A 16278-nucleotide genomic window follows, 5' to 3' on the forward strand; every position below is an offset into this window, starting at 1 on the left:
ATAATCTAGCCCAAATGATATAGTATGTAATAATAAGAGCGCATGTCTCCTGCAAGGGATAAGCCCACACTTTTCGTGGTGAAGTTTGCTTGCAGGGGTTCCGGAATATCCCGGGCCGGCAGGGTGTCCAAAGCCATCAAGCCTGTAGGACAGCGCCCTGACGGATGGCCGCAAACTTATTACGCGAAAGGTGTGTTGAACAGTTATGAGTACACTACCGACAGAATTTGAACGAACGGATATCGGTGAAATCCAGATCGCACCTGAAGTCATTGAAGTAATCGCTGGGCTGGCTACGGTTGAAGTTAAAGGAGTAGCAGGCATGAGCGGTGGTTTCGCTGGCGGATTTGCTGAATTGCTTGGTCGCAAAAACCTCTCCAAGGGCGTTAAAGTGGAAGTGGGCCAACGCGAGGCTGCAGTGGATGTATCGGTTATCATCGAGTATGGTTATCGTCTTCCCCAAGTGGCTACTGAAATCCAACAAAATGTTAAACGCTCCATTGAGAATATGACTGGATTGAATGTGAACGAGGTTAACGTGCATATTCATGACGTTCAGTTCAAAAGCACTGAAAAAGTGGAAGAGATTGACCTGAACAGTCAGCGTGTAAAATAAAAGAAGACAGATTCCCCCGGCATGACTGTCGGGGGTTATCCCGTCTTGGACATGTCTTCACCTTCCATTGGGACATATGGATAGAACGTGTTGACATGATATGTATATGTTCAGGTTACAGCAACGTTAGTGAGCAAGGGAGGCTGTGCAGTTCGTGGCGAAAATACTGGATCGGCTTCTGTTGTTTATATACAGCATAAGCGTTGGAGCAATATCGGCAGTTGTCATTCTACTCATTAGTGGAGTACTGCCTTACGAATTGAATTACCAGCAGGAACAGAACGTCATTGTTGCAGCCGTTGTTGCAGCTGCGATTTTGTTTATCCTGAGTTTGCGTTTTTTTTACATCTCGGTACGGCGTGGGCGGGCTTCGTTGCCATCTGTAGATCAGCGTACGGAATACGGTGATGTGCAGATCTCAATGGAGACCATTGAAAATCTCTGCCTGAAAGCAACTTCCCGCTTCCGGGGAGTACGCGATGTTAAGGCACGTATTCGTGTGGTTGAGTCGGGATTGGAGATTATGATCCGTGCAGTGGTCGATGGCGAGACGCCAATTCCAACGCTGAGTTCGGATTTGCAAAAGGCCATACATGATCATGTACACGAGATTACGGGGATCCCTGTTTCGAATGTAACCGTGTATGTTGCCAATGTTACCCAGTCGCCTAACTACAAGAGTCGAGTGGAATGAGGTGAGTTTCACTGATGCTGTGGAGAGAGATTTGGGATAGTCACAGAGGCCGGATAACCGGAATTGTGGGCGGCATCTTTTTTGGATTTCTTTATTTGTTTACCGGGTTTTGGGATATGTTGTTCTTTGCACTTTTGGTGTTCATCGGTTATACATTAGGCAGACGAAGCGATTCGAAGCTGGGCTTGTTCATTCCCTGGAGGGAATGGGGACAATGGCTCGGGGAGCGCTGGCGTCCGTTTAAGTGAGCCACCTGAACCCTGCAATATGTTTCTTCCGAAAAGAGCTTAGTTTAATATGCCCGTTTTTTGGAGGAAACGTACTGCAGGTTTTTTTGTGAAAAGGGATAACAATAACCATATCGTAAAGGCCACCTCGATTAGCATCACAAACATGATGCGTGGATGGTTCTTTTATTTTAAAATAAGCATGATGACGCTCGAATGAGCGCTGCAGGAGGCAGGACATGAAAAGACGTTTGGCAAGGGAAATTGCGGTACAAAGTCTGTATCAGATGGAAATGAATGAAGTGGGTGCAGCTGAAGCTGTAAATATGCTGATTAACGAAGCGGCCGAGGAAAATGAAACGGAAGTCGTTATTCACGATGCAGATGTAATGCGCAGTTATGTAACGGAAATTGTTCAAGGAACATGGAATCACAAGGAAGCCATCGACGGATTGCTGGTGGATTATCTCAAGGGCTGGCAAATTAGCCGTCTATCTCGGGTAGACCGTCAGATCTTGCGGCTGGCCGCATATGAAATGGTGTTTCGGGATGACGTTCCGGCGAAAGTATCGGTCAACGAAGCGATTGAATTGTCCAAGCATTTTGGTACAGAAGAATCCGGGAAGTTCGTTAACGGTGTACTTGGACGAATGATCCAGGAAGTTGACACGATCAAAGCGAAATTGTCCTAAATAGCGAGTTACTTATTAAATGTTCACATAAGGGAGAGAGAGTACAATGACAGCATCTATTATTAACGGTAAAGAAGTGTCCCAGGAGATCCGCGCAGGCATAACTGAAGAAGTGAAGCAGCTTAGCGAACAGGGGGTTGTGCCTGGTCTGGCTGTTGTGCTCGTCGGGGAAGATCCGGCATCCCAGGTCTATGTGCGAAATAAGGAAAAAGCTTGTCACGATCTCGGTTTTTACTCCGAAGTACATCGTCTGGATGCAGATACGTCCCAAGAGGACTTGCTGGCTCTGGTGGACAAGCTGAACAATCAGAGCTCGATCAACGGGATTCTCGTTCAGCTCCCATTACCAAAGCATATTGAGGAGAAAGCTGTTATTGATGCAATAGCGGTTGAAAAAGATGTGGATGGTTTCCATCCGGTCAATGTGGGTAACCTTGTGATCGGCGATGACAGTTTGCTGCCATGTACACCTGCTGGAGTGATTGAACTGATCAAGCGGACAGGATTGGAAATGTCGGGTAAGCATGCTGTTGTGATCGGACGCAGCAATATTGTGGGCAAGCCGGTATCTTTGCTGCTTCAACGTGAGAATGCAACTGTAACAATGTGTCATTCACGCACGGCAAACATGAAAGAAATTACGCGTCAAGCCGACATATTGGTCGTAGCGATCGGTCGTGCAAACTTCGTGGATGCCGATTATGTGAAACCGGGTGCTGTAGTCATCGATGTGGGTATGAACCGTTTGGACAATGGTAAATTGGCTGGAGACGTGGATTTTGAAAGTGTGAAGGAAGTTTCCGGTCCTATTACTCCAGTTCCGGGTGGCGTTGGACCAATGACGATCACCATGCTGATGCAAAATACACTGATCGCTGCCAAACGCGCTCACGGATTGGCCTAGGTACATCTGTGGCAGATCGGCAGATCTACTCCATCAAAGACCTGAATCGGTATATCCGAATGAAATTGGAATCCGATCAGGTCCTGTCGGACGTTTGGCTGCGTGGGGAGATATCCAACTTCACACATCACTCTAGCGGCCATATGTATTTTACATTGAAGGATAAGGACAGCCGGATTAAGGCTATTATGTTCGCGTCCCATAATCAGCGATTGCCCTTTGTGCCAAAGGAGGGTGCAAGGGTTATTGCTCGTGGTAATGTATCGGTTTATGAGCGGGACGGTCAATATCAATTTTACGCTACTCAGATGCAGCCTGACGGAATCGGAAGCCTCTATCTGGCTTATGAGCAATTGAAAAAGAAGCTCGAGGATGAGGGGCTTTTCTCTTCCTCCAGGAAACGTGCTATTCCGCGGTATCCCAAAACGATCGGTGTAGTTACGTCTCCTACAGGAGCAGCGGTACGGGATATCATGATTACATTGCAGCGCAGATACCCTTCTGCGAAAGTTCTTCTATATCCTGTTCTGGTTCAGGGGAAAGGCGCAGCACCTTCAATCGTAAAAGCCATTCGCAACCTGAATCTCCTTGGTGAAGCGGACGTGCTGATTGTAGGCCGGGGCGGGGGATCACTGGAGGAACTGTGGGCTTTTAATGAAGAGATGGTCGCAAGAGCCATTGTTGATTCAGATATCCCTGTGATTTCTGCAGTCGGACACGAAACCGATTTTACCATTGCAGACTTTGCTGCAGACCTGCGGGCTGCGACGCCAACAGCGGCTGCTGAACTGGCTGTGCCAAACCGTGCAGAGCTGCTTGACCAAATTGCGTTAAGACAGCGTCAGCTACAGCATAGTCTGCGTCAACGGGCTGCACATAACCGTGAACGACTTGCAAGATTACAGCGTTCGCCGGTACTTGTTCACCCAAGACGTACATTGATGCAGCATACAGAACGATTGGACATGCTGCAACAGCGGCTTTTGAGGACAGTAGATACACGAATGAAATGGACCGCGGAGAAACAGGAGCGTCTTCGTGCTGCCCTGCAGCGGTTTAATCCGCGCGAACAGGTGTATACGGCTCAGCGGGAAAATGCCGCAGCGCGGCGTCAGCTTGAACTTGCGATGAGGTCTATCGTCAGATCGAAGCAGCAGCAATGGAAATCTTCCGTGCGCCACCTCGATGCTCTAAGCCCGCTAAAAGTCATGTCTCGGGGATATAGTCTGGTGTATGACGAGCAGGAGCAAAGACTGATCAAATCGTTGAAGGAAGTGCAGCCTGGAGATTCAATTAAGATTAAATTAACAGACGGACAGCTGGACTGTCAGGTTTGGGGAATGAAGGAGGATGACAACATCCATGGCGAATGAACCGGAACTGAATTTTGAAGAGGCAATGGCGGCACTTGAAGATATCGTAGCTCAGCTGGAACATGGGGATGTTCCATTAGAACAGGCCATTGATCTGTTTCAGCGAGGAATGAAACTCTCCCAGTTATGTGGAATCAAGCTGGAACAAGTGGAACGCAAGATTGAAATGATCGTAGAAGAAGATGGGGAACTTCGGAAGAAGCCGTTCGGAGCTTCGGAAGTTGAGAGCGGTGAAGGCAATGAGTAGTCGTCCTTCCTTTGAACAGTATCTCCAACAGACAACAGATGAGGTTACGGAAGCTTTAAAAGAGATTCTCCCAGTTCACTGGGATGTGCCTCAATCCCTGCGTGATGCGATGCAGTATTCACTTATGGCTGGAGGCAAGCGCCTCCGTCCTCTTCTGGTCGTCGCTGCGGCGGAAGCCCTCGGAGCACAGCGTGCAGCTGCGCTACCGGTAGCCTGCGCCGTGGAAATGGTACACACCTATTCTCTTATCCACGATGACCTGCCTGCAATGGATAATGATGACTATCGTCGGGGAAAATTAACGAATCACAAGGTTTACGGTGAAGCCACCGCTATTCTTGCAGGGGATGCTTTGTTGACTCATGCGTTCTATAGTGTGGTGCAAGCAGGCCGCAAGAACGGTGTGCCGGCAGAAGCTTTGCTTTCTATTGTGGAGGATCTTTCCGAACTGGCTGGTGCCCGTGGCATGGTTGGTGGGCAAGTGGCCGATATGGAAGGTGAGCAAGGGATGACGGATCTGGAACAACTGCAGTATATTCATTTGCATAAAACCGGTGATTTGATCGTGTTCTCATTGCTGGCTGGTGCCCGTATTGGTGGTGCAACAGAAGGACAGCTTGATGCACTGCGTGTATTCGGACGTGATCTTGGTCTTGCTTTTCAGATTCAGGACGATATCCTTGATCTGACTGGGGATGAGCAAAAAATGGGCAAGAAAACCCAAAGTGATGTAAATCAGCAAAAGGTGACTTATCCATTTTTCATAGGTATGGAAGCGTCTCAAGAACAGGTGAAGTCCTTGACCCAATCTGCAAAAGAGGCTCTTGGCAGAGCTGAGCTATCAGATTCATCGCGGTTGATGGAGATTGCAGATTATTTAATGCGCAGAGATCATTAGTCTAAAAAGTAAATGAAACTGCCCTGAGGCTGTTTCGTAAGATTTAGATCGGTGTAATAATGTTAATGTGCTTTTTGCACGGTGATTACATTTGACATAACGGATACATAATAATGGTTCAATTCACTTATCTTGCTGGCGAAAAAGCTCGCAATCTGGAGTATGAAGCCGTAAATTATGATTCCTGTTCTTTTATGTTATAATGATTTAATGTTATTTAATAAAATTCAGTTTGAAAAGTGTTATCCAATTAATCAAACAATCTAGGAAAGCGGGGAGATTCTCGTGCTGCTTCCACAAATTAAACAACCCAGTGATCTAAAATCGATGTCTCCGGATGATCTTGTTTTATTATCCGCAGAGATTCGGCAATTTCTGATTGAGAAATTGTCCGTAACGGGGGGGCATCTGGCACCGAATTTAGGCGTGGTTGAGCTCACGGTAGCCCTGCACTACTGTTATAACAGTCCGGTAGACAAAATGATTTACGATGTAGGGCATCAAGCGTATGTGCATAAAATTCTTACTGGACGCATGGACCGTTTTGATACATTGCGTCAGCACAATGGATTGTGCGGGTTCGTCAAGCGAAATGAGAGCGAGCATGATGTATGGGAGGCTGGACACAGCAGTACATCCTTGTCTGCGGCCATGGGTATGGCACTTGCACGTGATTTGAAGGGTGAAGATAATCAGGTTATTGCCATGATTGGTGATGGAGCTCTTACAGGTGGTATGGCCTTTGAGGCACTTAATCATATTGGTCATGAGCAGAAAAAACTGATGGTCATTCTGAATGATAATGAAATGTCCATTGCACCCAATGTTGGGGCGATGCATAAATATTTAAGCAAAATCCGTTCCGATCGCCATTATCTAAAAGCCAAGGATGATGTGGAAGGAATGCTCAAAAAGATTCCTGCCATTGGAGACCGTTTGGCCAAATCGGCAAGCTGGATTAAGGATAGCGTCAAATATATGATGGTTCCGGGTGTTTTGTTTGAAGAACTCGGCTTCACTTATTTGGGACCCATCGATGGACATGACATTCCCAAATTAATTGAGACGTTCAAACAAGCGGATAACGTGGAGGGACCTGTTCTCGTTCATGTTCTCACAACCAAGGGCAAGGGATACCAGCCAGCTGAGGCAGATTCACACAAATGGCATGGTATCTCTCCTTATAAAATAGAATCCGGTCAGGTGCTCAAGGCAGTTGGCAAACCAATGTACACCGAAATATTCGGTCAGACACTCGTTGAACTTGCGAAAGAAGACCAGCGTATTGTAGCAGTAACGCCTGCTATGCCGACAGGATCGGGGCTTATTCCATTTAGCAAGGAATTCCCAGACCGCATGATTGATGTAGGGATTGCTGAGCAGCATGCGGCAACCATGTGTGCTGCACTGGCCATGGAAGGCCTGAAGCCTGTCTTTGCCGTATATTCTACGTTTATGCAGCGGGCTTATGATCAGATCGTGCATGATATCTGTCGTCATAATGCCAATGTGATCTTTGCCATTGACCGTGCGGGATTTGTTGGACCTGATGGAGAGACGCATCAAGGCGTGTATGATGTCGCGTTTATGAGACACATTCCTAACATTGTACTTATGATGCCAAAGGATGAGAATGAACTGCGTCACATGATGAAAACGGCACTTGATTATAATGAAGGACCTATTGCTTACCGGTATCCTCGAAACAATGTGGTAGGCGTTCCAATGGATGAGCAGCTCGTACCGATTCCAATCGGTACTTGGGAACAGCTGCGACCATCTGAAGGTTATGCCATCATCGCTTCGGGTTCCATGGTTCAAGTTGCTGAAGAAGCAGCTGAAACCGTGAAAAAGGAAGGCATTACAGCCGGAGTGATCAATGCACGTTTCCTCAAGCCACTGGATGAGCAAATGCTTCGTGATCTCGCGATTCGTGGTACCAAACTGATTGTGCTTGAAGAAGCTTCTCAAGCAGGCAGTATGGGCAGCGCAGTGCTTGAGTTCTATGCTGAACAGGGTCTGCATGATGTACATGTTGACCTTATGGGGATTCCGGATCGCTTCATTGAACATGGCAGCATCAATGAACAACGGGCTGAAGTTGGGCTTACGGTAGATAACGTATGTGTACAGCTGCGTAGTTTGGCAGCTCAAACCTCTTACGGCATGTCCAGAACCCGCTTTCCTTCTTGATAAATGGAATGCTATACCTAAATAAATGAATTAACTATATGATAGGAGAAAGACATGTCACTCCCGAAAGAACGAATTGATGTTCTGCTGGTCGAGCAGGGTTATTATGAAAGTCGTGAGAAGGCAAAAGCGGCAATCATGGCTGGACTGGTGTATGCCAACAATGAACGAATTGAAAAGGCAGGCATGAAAATACCACGGGAAGCTGAACTAAAGGTTAAAGGCTCGGTGCATCCTTATGTGGGGCGGGGTGGATTGAAGCTTGAAAAAGCGATTAAACACTTCGGTCTTGACATGAACGGTCTGGTCATGCTTGATATTGGTTCCTCAACGGGTGGATTTACGGATTGTGCATTACAACATGGTGCATCGCATGTATATGCCATAGATGTAGGTTACAACCAGCTGGACTGGTCGTTACGTAATGATGACCGGGTTACCGTGATGGAAAGAACCAATTTTCGTTATGTGACGCCTGAGGATTTAATTGGACCTGAGCCGAACTTTGCCAGCATTGATGTATCCTTCATATCGCTGCGTATTATACTGCCGCCCTTGCTTGCTCTTCTGAAGCAGCCGGCAGATATTGTAGCATTGATCAAGCCTCAATTTGAGGCAGGACGTGAGAAGGTAGGTAAGTCTGGTGTTGTTCGGGATCCAAAAGTACACAAGGAAGTACTGGAAACCATGCTTCACTTCGCGAATGCACTTGGTTTAAATCTTCGTGGCTTAACCTTCTCGCCTATTACCGGTGGAGAGGGCAATATCGAATTTCTCGCTCATTGGCGTCTGGAAGAACCGGATGCATCACAACAAGAGAAGGATCTGGCTTCACTCAATGCACTTGCCCAGCAAGTCGCTATGGAAGCCGCTCATACTTTTACGGGAAACTCATCATAGGATGAGTTTCTTTTCGCTGGAAAGGTGATCCTATTAACAGGAGATCGACTGCCGGACCTCGAATAAGTCTTCGAGGTGAACGATGATGAATGGGCAATCCGACACAATCGTTATTGGTGTACTTGCTGTCATTTTAATCATATGGCTCTTTTACGGTTTGCGTAATTGGCTGAATCGACCGGTACCGGTAAGTTTGTCAGGCATGCAGCTGAATTCCGACATACCGCATTCCCCGGTTGTTGATCTGCTTGAAGCAGAGGGGTATGAAGTCATCGGAGGCAAAATGAAGATACCGCTCGCCTTTGAGGTCAATGAATCCGTTTTTTATAGTCGGCTGTTTGTTGATTATGTTGCCGAGCGTGATGAGATCAGATATTTGGTCAAGACGTCAAGGCGTAGACAGCCGGTGGAATTCACAGGTCCTGCAATACGGGATCGCTTTTTGTACTATTTATTGTTGTATCCAGGTTGTGAAGGTATATTGTACGTGGATACGGAAGAATCCAGCGTAAAGATCATCCGTTTGATGGATTATGAGGAAGATGTATACGATGGGGATGATCTGAGCTAGGAATCAATGGTAACTATTTAAACTGGAGGCATGTATGAAAGGACAACGACACATTAAGATACGTGAAATTATTAGTCAGAATGAAATAGAAACCCAGGATGATCTGGTTGAAGCGCTGCGTCAAGCCGGTTTTCAGGTGACACAGGCCACGGTATCCCGTGATATTAAAGAATTGCTGTTAATCAAAATTCCAATGGATGATGGTCGTTACAAGTACTCACTGCCAACAGACCAACGTTATAATCCAATCCAGAAGTTGAAACGGGCATTAGTGGATAACTTTCTCCATATCGACCACACCAATAATCTGGTTGTAATGAAATGTCTGCCAGGAACGGCAAACTCCATTGCGGCCTTGCTGGACAATATTGAATGGACTGAAGTTATGGGTACGATCTGTGGTGACGATACGATTCTCATCATCTGCCGTACTGAAGATAATAGCGTGACGGTTATCGATCGAATTATGGGTTACATTTCTTAAAATCCGATTTTAAACATAATTGCTGAGTTTGTCATCCGGAGGTGCTTTGGCCGATGCTAGTTACATTATCGATTCGTAATCTGGCTGTTGTAGAAGAAGTGGATGTAGTATTTCACGCAGGATTTCATGTGTTATCAGGGGAAACAGGTGCAGGTAAATCAATCATTATAGATGCGCTCGGTTTGATCGCAGGTGGTCGGAGTTCGGCCGATCTGATCCGTTACGGTTGTGACAAAGCGGAGATGGAAGCTCTGTTCGAGATGGAACAGGGTCATCCCGTGTGGGAAACACTGGAGAAGCTTGGGATTCATTGTGAACCTGAAGAACACCTCGTTATTAGACGGGAGCTGAATACACAGGGTAAGAGCACATCCCGCATCAATGGTCAGTTGGTCAATCTGACGATGCTTCGAGAAGTGGGAGAGAAATTGATTAATATTCATGGTCAGCATGAGCACCAAAGTTTGCTGCGTGCTGAAAGCCATCTGGGCTTATTGGATACCTACGGAGCAGCTGTCATTGGTCCAGTCAAGTCGGAATATCAGGAAAGGTACAGCCGGTTCATTACTGCTGAGAAAGAACTGCGTGCCCTTCAGGAGTCAAGTCAGCGTGCATATCAGCTGCTGGACATGTATCGTTTTCAACTGGAGGAGATTGCTGCTGCCGGGTTAACAAGTGGTGAAGATGAATTACTTGGTGAAGAACGGGTCAAGCTATCCCATAGTGAGAAAATGATGGACAGCGTGGCCGGTGCATATGATCTGCTTAGTGGTCAGCGCGGACTCGAGGCAGTAAGCATTGCCCTCTCCCGGATAGAAGATATCTCTGGTTACGATAGCAAAGGACTGCAGCCTATCGTAGAACAGCTGCAGTCGGCCTTTTATCAATTAGAGGATGCGACATTCCAGTTAAGGGATTACCGTGAGAAGATTGAGTTTAACCCCGGTCGACTGGAGGAGGTTGAGCAGCGCTTAAACTTGATTTCTGGTCTAAGACGGAAGTACGGGGACAGTGTTGACCTTATTTTGAATTACTATGAACAGATTAGCCATGAAACAGACCAGCTGGAAAACAAGGACGAGCGCCTGGAGAAACTGCGTGCTGAGCGTGACAAGCTCCTGGTTCTGGTGATGGATTCTGCAGAGGATCTGAGCCGGGTACGTAAGCAGTGTGCCGATGAACTCGCCGCTCAGGTGGAGAGTGAACTGAAGGATCTTCAAATGGAGCGTACAACGCTTCGTGTACAAATAACACCATCAGAAGATCCGAAGGGGATTGAATGGAACGGGCGCAGGCTCCGGCTCAGTCGTCAGGGAGCGGACAATGCGGAATTTCTCATCTCGCCGAATCCGGGCGAACCGCTGCGTCCACTAGGGAAAATTGCATCAGGTGGTGAGTTATCCCGAATGATGCTTGCCATGAAGAGTATTTTTGCGCGTCACGATCGAATTCCAGTCCTCATATTTGACGAGGTTGACACAGGGGTTAGCGGACGGGCGGCACAATCCATTGCAGAGAAACTGTTCCGTTTATCCTCAACCTGTCAAGTATTTTCGATTACACACTTGCCACAAGTCGCCTGTATGGCAGATCACCAGTACCTCATTGAAAAACATGTCGTTGATGGCCGTACAATGACGCAGGTGGAATCGCTGTCAAACGAGGGCAGAGTGAAGGAATTGGCACGTATGCTCGGCGGTGTTGAAATTACAGAAAAAACATTGCATCATGCACAGGAAATGCTGAATTTGGCGGAAGCCAAAAAAGGAGGAAACGAGCGACCGGCGTAATGATTGACAGTAATAAAAGCCTGGGGGCAAGGTTATCTTATAGGTACGCAATTGGCGACCACCTTTCGTCAAGCGAAAGAAGCAAAGGGAGTGTGACAGCCATTGAATTCCCCCCTCAGGAAGAAATTGCTAGGTCTTTTATTTGCCTTCTTTCTATGTGTAATCAGCCAGGCCATTCAGCCTGTGCAGAGTTATGCCTCCTTACCTGACGAATTACAGGTATTTGCAGGCAGGCAAGCAGATGTACGACTCGCTGTACCGGCTTCTTCCAGCGCCGTTGTAGACCGACCGGATATTGTTGGTTTAGATGGACAGGAGCAAGCAGTGCATGTCACGAAGCAGCAACCATTGCATCTTCATCCTCAGCAGACAGGGCAAGCGAAATTAACCTTGAAGCTGTGGGGCAAAATTCCGGTCAAAACGGTTAATGTGAACGTGATTCCGGATTTGCGAGTTGTACCCGGGGGTCAAACCATTGGCGTAAAAGTAAAGTCCGCTGGGATTTTGGTTGTAGGTCATCACTTGGTCCGTGCTGAAGGAGACCAAAGAGTCTCTCCAGGAGAAACAGCAGGCATTAAACTTGGGGATTTGATAACCCATATGAATGGCAAACGTCTGGATGGCGTTGCAGGCGTTGCTGAAGCTGTAGAGCAAGCGGGAAAAAGTAAAAAAGGGATCGATGTGGTATTGCAACGTGGGAAGGAAACCGTTAAAACACGACTCACACCAGCATATGATGCCGAAGATCAGGCATGGAGGCTTGGGTTGTACATTCGTGATTCTGCCGCTGGCGTAGGAACGCTAACGTTCTATGCACCAGACCAAGGCGTGTATGGAGCTTTGGGGCATGTGATTACGGATATGAATACTCAAACATCCATTGTTGTAGGCAGTGGACAGATTGTCCAGTCGAATGTAACATCTATATCCAAAAGTGAATCCGGAGATCCGGGTGAAAAACGTGCACATTTTCTTAAAGAAAGCAAAATATTAGGCAATATTGAGCGTAATACGGCTTTTGGCATATTTGGTAAGATGTCTGACAATCCTGATCACAGTTTATACACCAAGGGAATTCCTGTCGCTTTCTCACATGAAGTGAAGGAAGGACCGGCAGAAATTTTGACTGTTGTCGATGGTCAGCAGGTTGAACGTTTCGCCATCGATATTGTCCATGTGGCTGATCAATCGGAGCCTGCAACCAAAGGTCTTGTGCTTCGCATTACAGATCCTAAGCTGCTTGATAAAACGGGTGGGATCGTTCAGGGAATGAGCGGCAGCCCAATCATTCAGAATGGCAAGCTCATTGGCGCTGTGACACATGTGTTTGTTAATGACCCTAAATCAGGTTACGGGTGTTTCATCGAGTGGATGTTACAGGATGCCGGCGTGATGATCAAAAAGGAAAAAGCAAAAAATCTTAAGGCTGGGTAAACCGCCTTAAGATTTTTTGTCGAATGGAAAAGATAATTATCACATAATGAAATAAATTATTTATTATATAGCAATGCGAAAAAAAAATAAAGAAAAATAATTTTCGACAGAAGGAATTTCCTCGCCTGTGTCGAAAATTTAACCTGTAAGGAAATGTACGAAACAGTGGTTAAACCAAAGGAGGATACCGTTTTGCAAAAAATTGAGGTATTGCTGGCTGATGATAATCGTGAATTTACGAATTTGCTTGCCGAATATATATCCGAACAGGAAGATATGGAAGTTACCGGAATTGCCTACAACGGGGAAGAAGTACTGCAGTTGTTGGAGCAAAGCCGTGATGTGCCGGATGTATTGATTCTGGATATTATTATGCCTCATCTGGATGGCTTAGGTGTATTGGAGCGTCTGCGCAACCTGAACCTGAATCCACAACCGAAAGTGATCATGCTTACGGCATTCGGTCAAGAGAACATCACACAGCGTGCCGTGCAGCTCGGTGCTTCTTATTACATCCTCAAACCTTTTGACATGGAAGTGCTCGCTAACCGAGTTCGCCAGCTTGTAGGATCCCAGACAACCGTCTCTTCAAGCACGAACAGTGGTTCATCCATGTTTATGACCAACAAATCCAATGTAGTGCCAATGGGCAAACACAAAAATTTGGATGCCAGCATCACGTCCATCATACATGAAATCGGCGTTCCTGCGCATATTAAAGGATATCAGTATTTACGTGAAGCCATCACCATGGTATATAACAATATCGAAATTTTGGGTGCGATTACCAAAACGCTGTACCCTGCGATTGCCGAGAAATTCAAAACAACGCCGTCCCGCGTTGAACGGGCTATCCGCCATGCGATTGAAGTGGCATGGACACGCGGGAACATCGACAGCATCAGCCACCTGTTTGGCTACACGATTAACATCAGCAAGTCGAAACCGACGAACTCCGAGTTTATCGCAATGGTTGCCGACAAGCTGAGAATCGAGCATAAGGTGTCTTGAAAGGACCGGGAGTAGTTAGGTAATTATGAAAGCAACAACATATTAAATGCCGCGATTTACGGGTCGATTAGCGCCCTATAGATTGCGGCATTATTTTTTGTTTCCTAATTTATTATTGATAATGAAAATTATTATCATTTATAATAGAGAGATAGTTAGAAGCTTGATTTGGAAGATAAGATTGGGGAGAGATTCATGCAATCAAATGATCAGATACAACGTTGGAATCAGGCTGCGGTCAAAATTCTGGACGTTCGCCGGGTTGTTCTGGAAGCAGGAGAGCGAATTCAAGCCTATTATCTCCCGGCGAACAGTTTTATGTACAGTTTGAGGGGAAATGCTCTCGTTGAAATGGATGGACAAAAGCATGAGACGACGCAATTTAACTTGCTGCACGGAACTAAGGGGTCAAGACTTGATATCGAAGCTGAGGATGAGTTCGAATATATTATGCTGTTTTACAGAGCATTTCTTGCCTTTCCGAAACCGAGGTACGTCTGGCGCTTAGAACAGGCTTCGGTTACACCATTTGCGCTTCAATATACATTTATGCCGGACAAACCTCTTTTATTGTTGCGTTATCTAAATGAAATGGAAAAGGCATGGATTCACGCAAGCCATCTGGATCAGCTTCAGCTCAAAAGCCTATTTTATCAATTTGTCCACGAACTTATGTCTCAACTGGCAGAGCAGGAAATACGTACAGCACATCCAGATCCAGTGAAACAGGTGCTTCAGTACATACAAACCCATTATAGGGAGCACATGACCCTTGATACGTTGGCACATCATTTCAATTACAGCTCACGTCATCTGTCCATGCAGTTTAAACGGAAGACAGGTTCTAGCCCGATTGATTATTTGATCCAGTTACGGCTGACAGAAGCGAAAAAATTGCTGGGTTATTCGGACACTACCTTGAGGGACATTGCAGCAGAGGTCGGTTACTCCGATGTATATTATTTTAGCCGCCTATTCAAAAAACATGTAGGGATGCCGCCGATCCATTATCAGCAAAAAGTTAGAGAACAAAGGATAATAGAGGATCGTCCATTAGATGTCTCTGAATTGTCCATTGGCAGTAGACGGAACCAAAGATATATTGATTATGATAATCATTATCAATATATTAACGGAGGGTCTACACCAATGAAAAAAAGAAAAGCTAGCTCCAGCATGATATTCATTGCCATATTAAGTTTGACCATGATGTTATCCGCCTGCGGGGCAGGATCAACAGCAGCGCCGACTGCCAGCGAAGCAACGGGTAGCAGTTCGAACACCAACACTGCAGCCTCAACCACCACGGATGCAAGTGCACAGACGAATCAGGATAACGAAACGCGTACGATCTCAACGGTGAAGGGAGATGTGGTTGTACCTGCAAATCCCAAACGTGTCGTGGTGCTTTATCTTCAGGGAGATGTTGTTGCTCTTGGGGTGAAACCGATCGGCACTTCGGAAGTATTCGATGGAGCGGCGTACAAAAGTGAGCTTGACGGGGTAAATTCACTGGGGAGCTGGTTTGAACCAAATGCGGAGGCTGTCATTGATCTGGATCCTGATCTGATTATTGTACCTTCGGAAGCAACGTATACGTTATTAAAAGATATTGCACCTACGATTTACATTCCATACGAGAAAATGACCACAGAAGAAAGACTTCGGGATATCGCAAATATTTTTGGGAAAGAGCAGGAAGCCGAGAAGCTAATTGTGGAACTAAACAGTAAAGTTGAAGCAGGCAAGAAAAAACTGGCTGATGCAGGCATACTGGACAAAACGGTTTCCATCGTCGAAGGTGGTCTGAAAGAGATGTCCGTTGCGGAAAGCAAGCAATATGGACGGGGTTCTCAGGTGATTTATGAGTACTTGGGCATGAAAGCGCCAAAAGCTGTTCAGCAAAAAATAGATACAGTAACCGCAGCTGCAGGTTCAACTGTATCCATGGAAGTTCTCCCCGAGTATTTGGGGGAGTACGTGTTCCGATCTGTATATGAAGGAGCAGACGATCTGTCTGATAATCCGGTTTGGAGCAGTGTACCCGCGGTAAAAGAAGGACGTTTAATTGAAATTGACTTTGATTTCTTCTATTATTCGGATGTATATTCCATCAACAAACAGCTCGATTATGTTGTGGAACATTTATTGGATACAGTAAAAACAAACTGACCCTTATTGGATCATCTTTGTTTTGAGAAAATTGTTTTGTTTTTATCCATTGTATTTTGATAAGATTCCCAT

General features: G+C 46.2%; 16 protein-coding genes. All 16 read left to right on the forward strand.

Annotated features, from left to right (window positions below; translation table 11 throughout):
• The first annotated feature begins 205 nt into the window (after window positions 1-205).
• The 16 genes from ABIC22_RS19390 to ABIC22_RS19465 all read left to right on the forward strand — a co-directional run bounded on the left by ABIC22_RS19390 (window position 206) and on the right by ABIC22_RS19465 (window position 16206).
• Window positions 206-616 (forward strand): Asp23/Gls24 family envelope stress response protein, encoded by a 411-nt coding sequence (locus ABIC22_RS19390; RefSeq protein WP_024630996.1) that lies wholly within the window; start codon window positions 206-208, stop codon window positions 614-616.
• 154 nt (window positions 617-770) lie between these two features.
• Window positions 771-1310 carry an alkaline shock response membrane anchor protein AmaP gene (gene amaP, locus ABIC22_RS19395; protein WP_095290430.1) on the forward strand — a complete coding sequence of 180 codons (540 nt, stop codon included), beginning with the start codon at window positions 771-773 and terminating at the stop codon, window positions 1308-1310.
• A 14-nt stretch (window positions 1311-1324) separates the two neighbouring features.
• Window positions 1325-1558, forward strand: a complete 234-nt coding sequence (locus ABIC22_RS19400; protein WP_095290432.1) for a DUF2273 domain-containing protein — start codon at window positions 1325-1327, stop codon at window positions 1556-1558.
• A 218-nt stretch (window positions 1559-1776) separates the two neighbouring features.
• Complete coding sequence (nusB, locus tag ABIC22_RS19405; protein ID WP_127537933.1) at window positions 1777-2229, forward strand: transcription antitermination factor NusB; 453 nt, start codon at window positions 1777-1779, stop codon at window positions 2227-2229.
• A gap of 46 nt (window positions 2230-2275) precedes the next feature.
• Window positions 2276-3133 (forward strand): bifunctional methylenetetrahydrofolate dehydrogenase/methenyltetrahydrofolate cyclohydrolase FolD, encoded by an 858-nt coding sequence (gene folD, locus ABIC22_RS19410; RefSeq protein WP_127537934.1) that lies wholly within the window; start codon window positions 2276-2278, stop codon window positions 3131-3133.
• An 8-nt stretch (window positions 3134-3141) separates the two neighbouring features.
• Entirely contained in the window at window positions 3142-4506 is a 1365-nt protein-coding gene (gene xseA / locus ABIC22_RS19415) for an exodeoxyribonuclease VII large subunit (RefSeq protein ID WP_354483202.1), read from the forward strand.
• Window positions 4496-4753, forward strand: coding sequence for an exodeoxyribonuclease VII small subunit (gene xseB, locus ABIC22_RS19420; protein ID WP_095290439.1), 258 nt, complete (start codon window positions 4496-4498; stop codon window positions 4751-4753). Before xseA ends, xseB begins: the two co-directional genes overlap by 11 nt.
• A complete protein-coding gene (locus ABIC22_RS19425; protein ID WP_154895783.1) occupies window positions 4746-5651 on the forward strand; it encodes a polyprenyl synthetase family protein in 906 nt (301 codons plus the stop codon). The genes xseB and ABIC22_RS19425 overlap by 8 nt, the downstream gene beginning before the upstream one ends.
• Window positions 5652-5936: 285 nt before the next feature.
• Window positions 5937-7844, forward strand: a complete 1908-nt coding sequence (gene dxs, locus ABIC22_RS19430) for a 1-deoxy-D-xylulose-5-phosphate synthase (protein ID WP_354483205.1) — start codon at window positions 5937-5939, stop codon at window positions 7842-7844.
• 54 nt (window positions 7845-7898) lie between these two features.
• Window positions 7899-8744 carry a TlyA family RNA methyltransferase gene (locus tag ABIC22_RS19435; RefSeq protein WP_354483207.1) on the forward strand — a complete coding sequence of 282 codons (846 nt, stop codon included), beginning with the start codon at window positions 7899-7901 and terminating at the stop codon, window positions 8742-8744.
• An 82-nt stretch (window positions 8745-8826) separates the two neighbouring features.
• Window positions 8827-9315: a hypothetical protein gene (locus ABIC22_RS19440; RefSeq protein ID WP_261780028.1), complete on the forward strand. Its 489-nt coding sequence runs from the start codon at window positions 8827-8829 to the stop codon at window positions 9313-9315.
• A 34-nt stretch (window positions 9316-9349) separates the two neighbouring features.
• Window positions 9350-9799, forward strand: a complete 450-nt coding sequence (gene ahrC / locus ABIC22_RS19445; RefSeq protein WP_095290448.1) for a transcriptional regulator AhrC/ArgR — start codon at window positions 9350-9352, stop codon at window positions 9797-9799.
• Window positions 9800-9852: 53 nt separating this feature from the next.
• A complete protein-coding gene (gene recN / locus ABIC22_RS19450; RefSeq protein ID WP_153979279.1) occupies window positions 9853-11589 on the forward strand; it encodes a DNA repair protein RecN in 1737 nt (578 codons plus the stop codon).
• Window positions 11590-11691: 102 nt separating this feature from the next.
• Entirely contained in the window at window positions 11692-13023 is a 1332-nt protein-coding gene (spoIVB, locus tag ABIC22_RS19455; protein WP_127537939.1) for a SpoIVB peptidase, read from the forward strand.
• A gap of 192 nt (window positions 13024-13215) precedes the next feature.
• A complete protein-coding gene (gene spo0A / locus ABIC22_RS19460; protein WP_095290453.1) occupies window positions 13216-14034 on the forward strand; it encodes a sporulation transcription factor Spo0A in 819 nt (272 codons plus the stop codon).
• A gap of 195 nt (window positions 14035-14229) precedes the next feature.
• A complete protein-coding gene (locus tag ABIC22_RS19465; protein ID WP_354483212.1) occupies window positions 14230-16206 on the forward strand; it encodes a helix-turn-helix domain-containing protein in 1977 nt (658 codons plus the stop codon).
• Window positions 16207-16278 lie beyond the last annotated feature (72 nt).

The organism is Paenibacillus sp. PvP094 (assembly GCF_040546835.1).
Lineage (GTDB): Bacteria > Bacillota > Bacilli > Paenibacillales > Paenibacillaceae > Paenibacillus > Paenibacillus illinoisensis.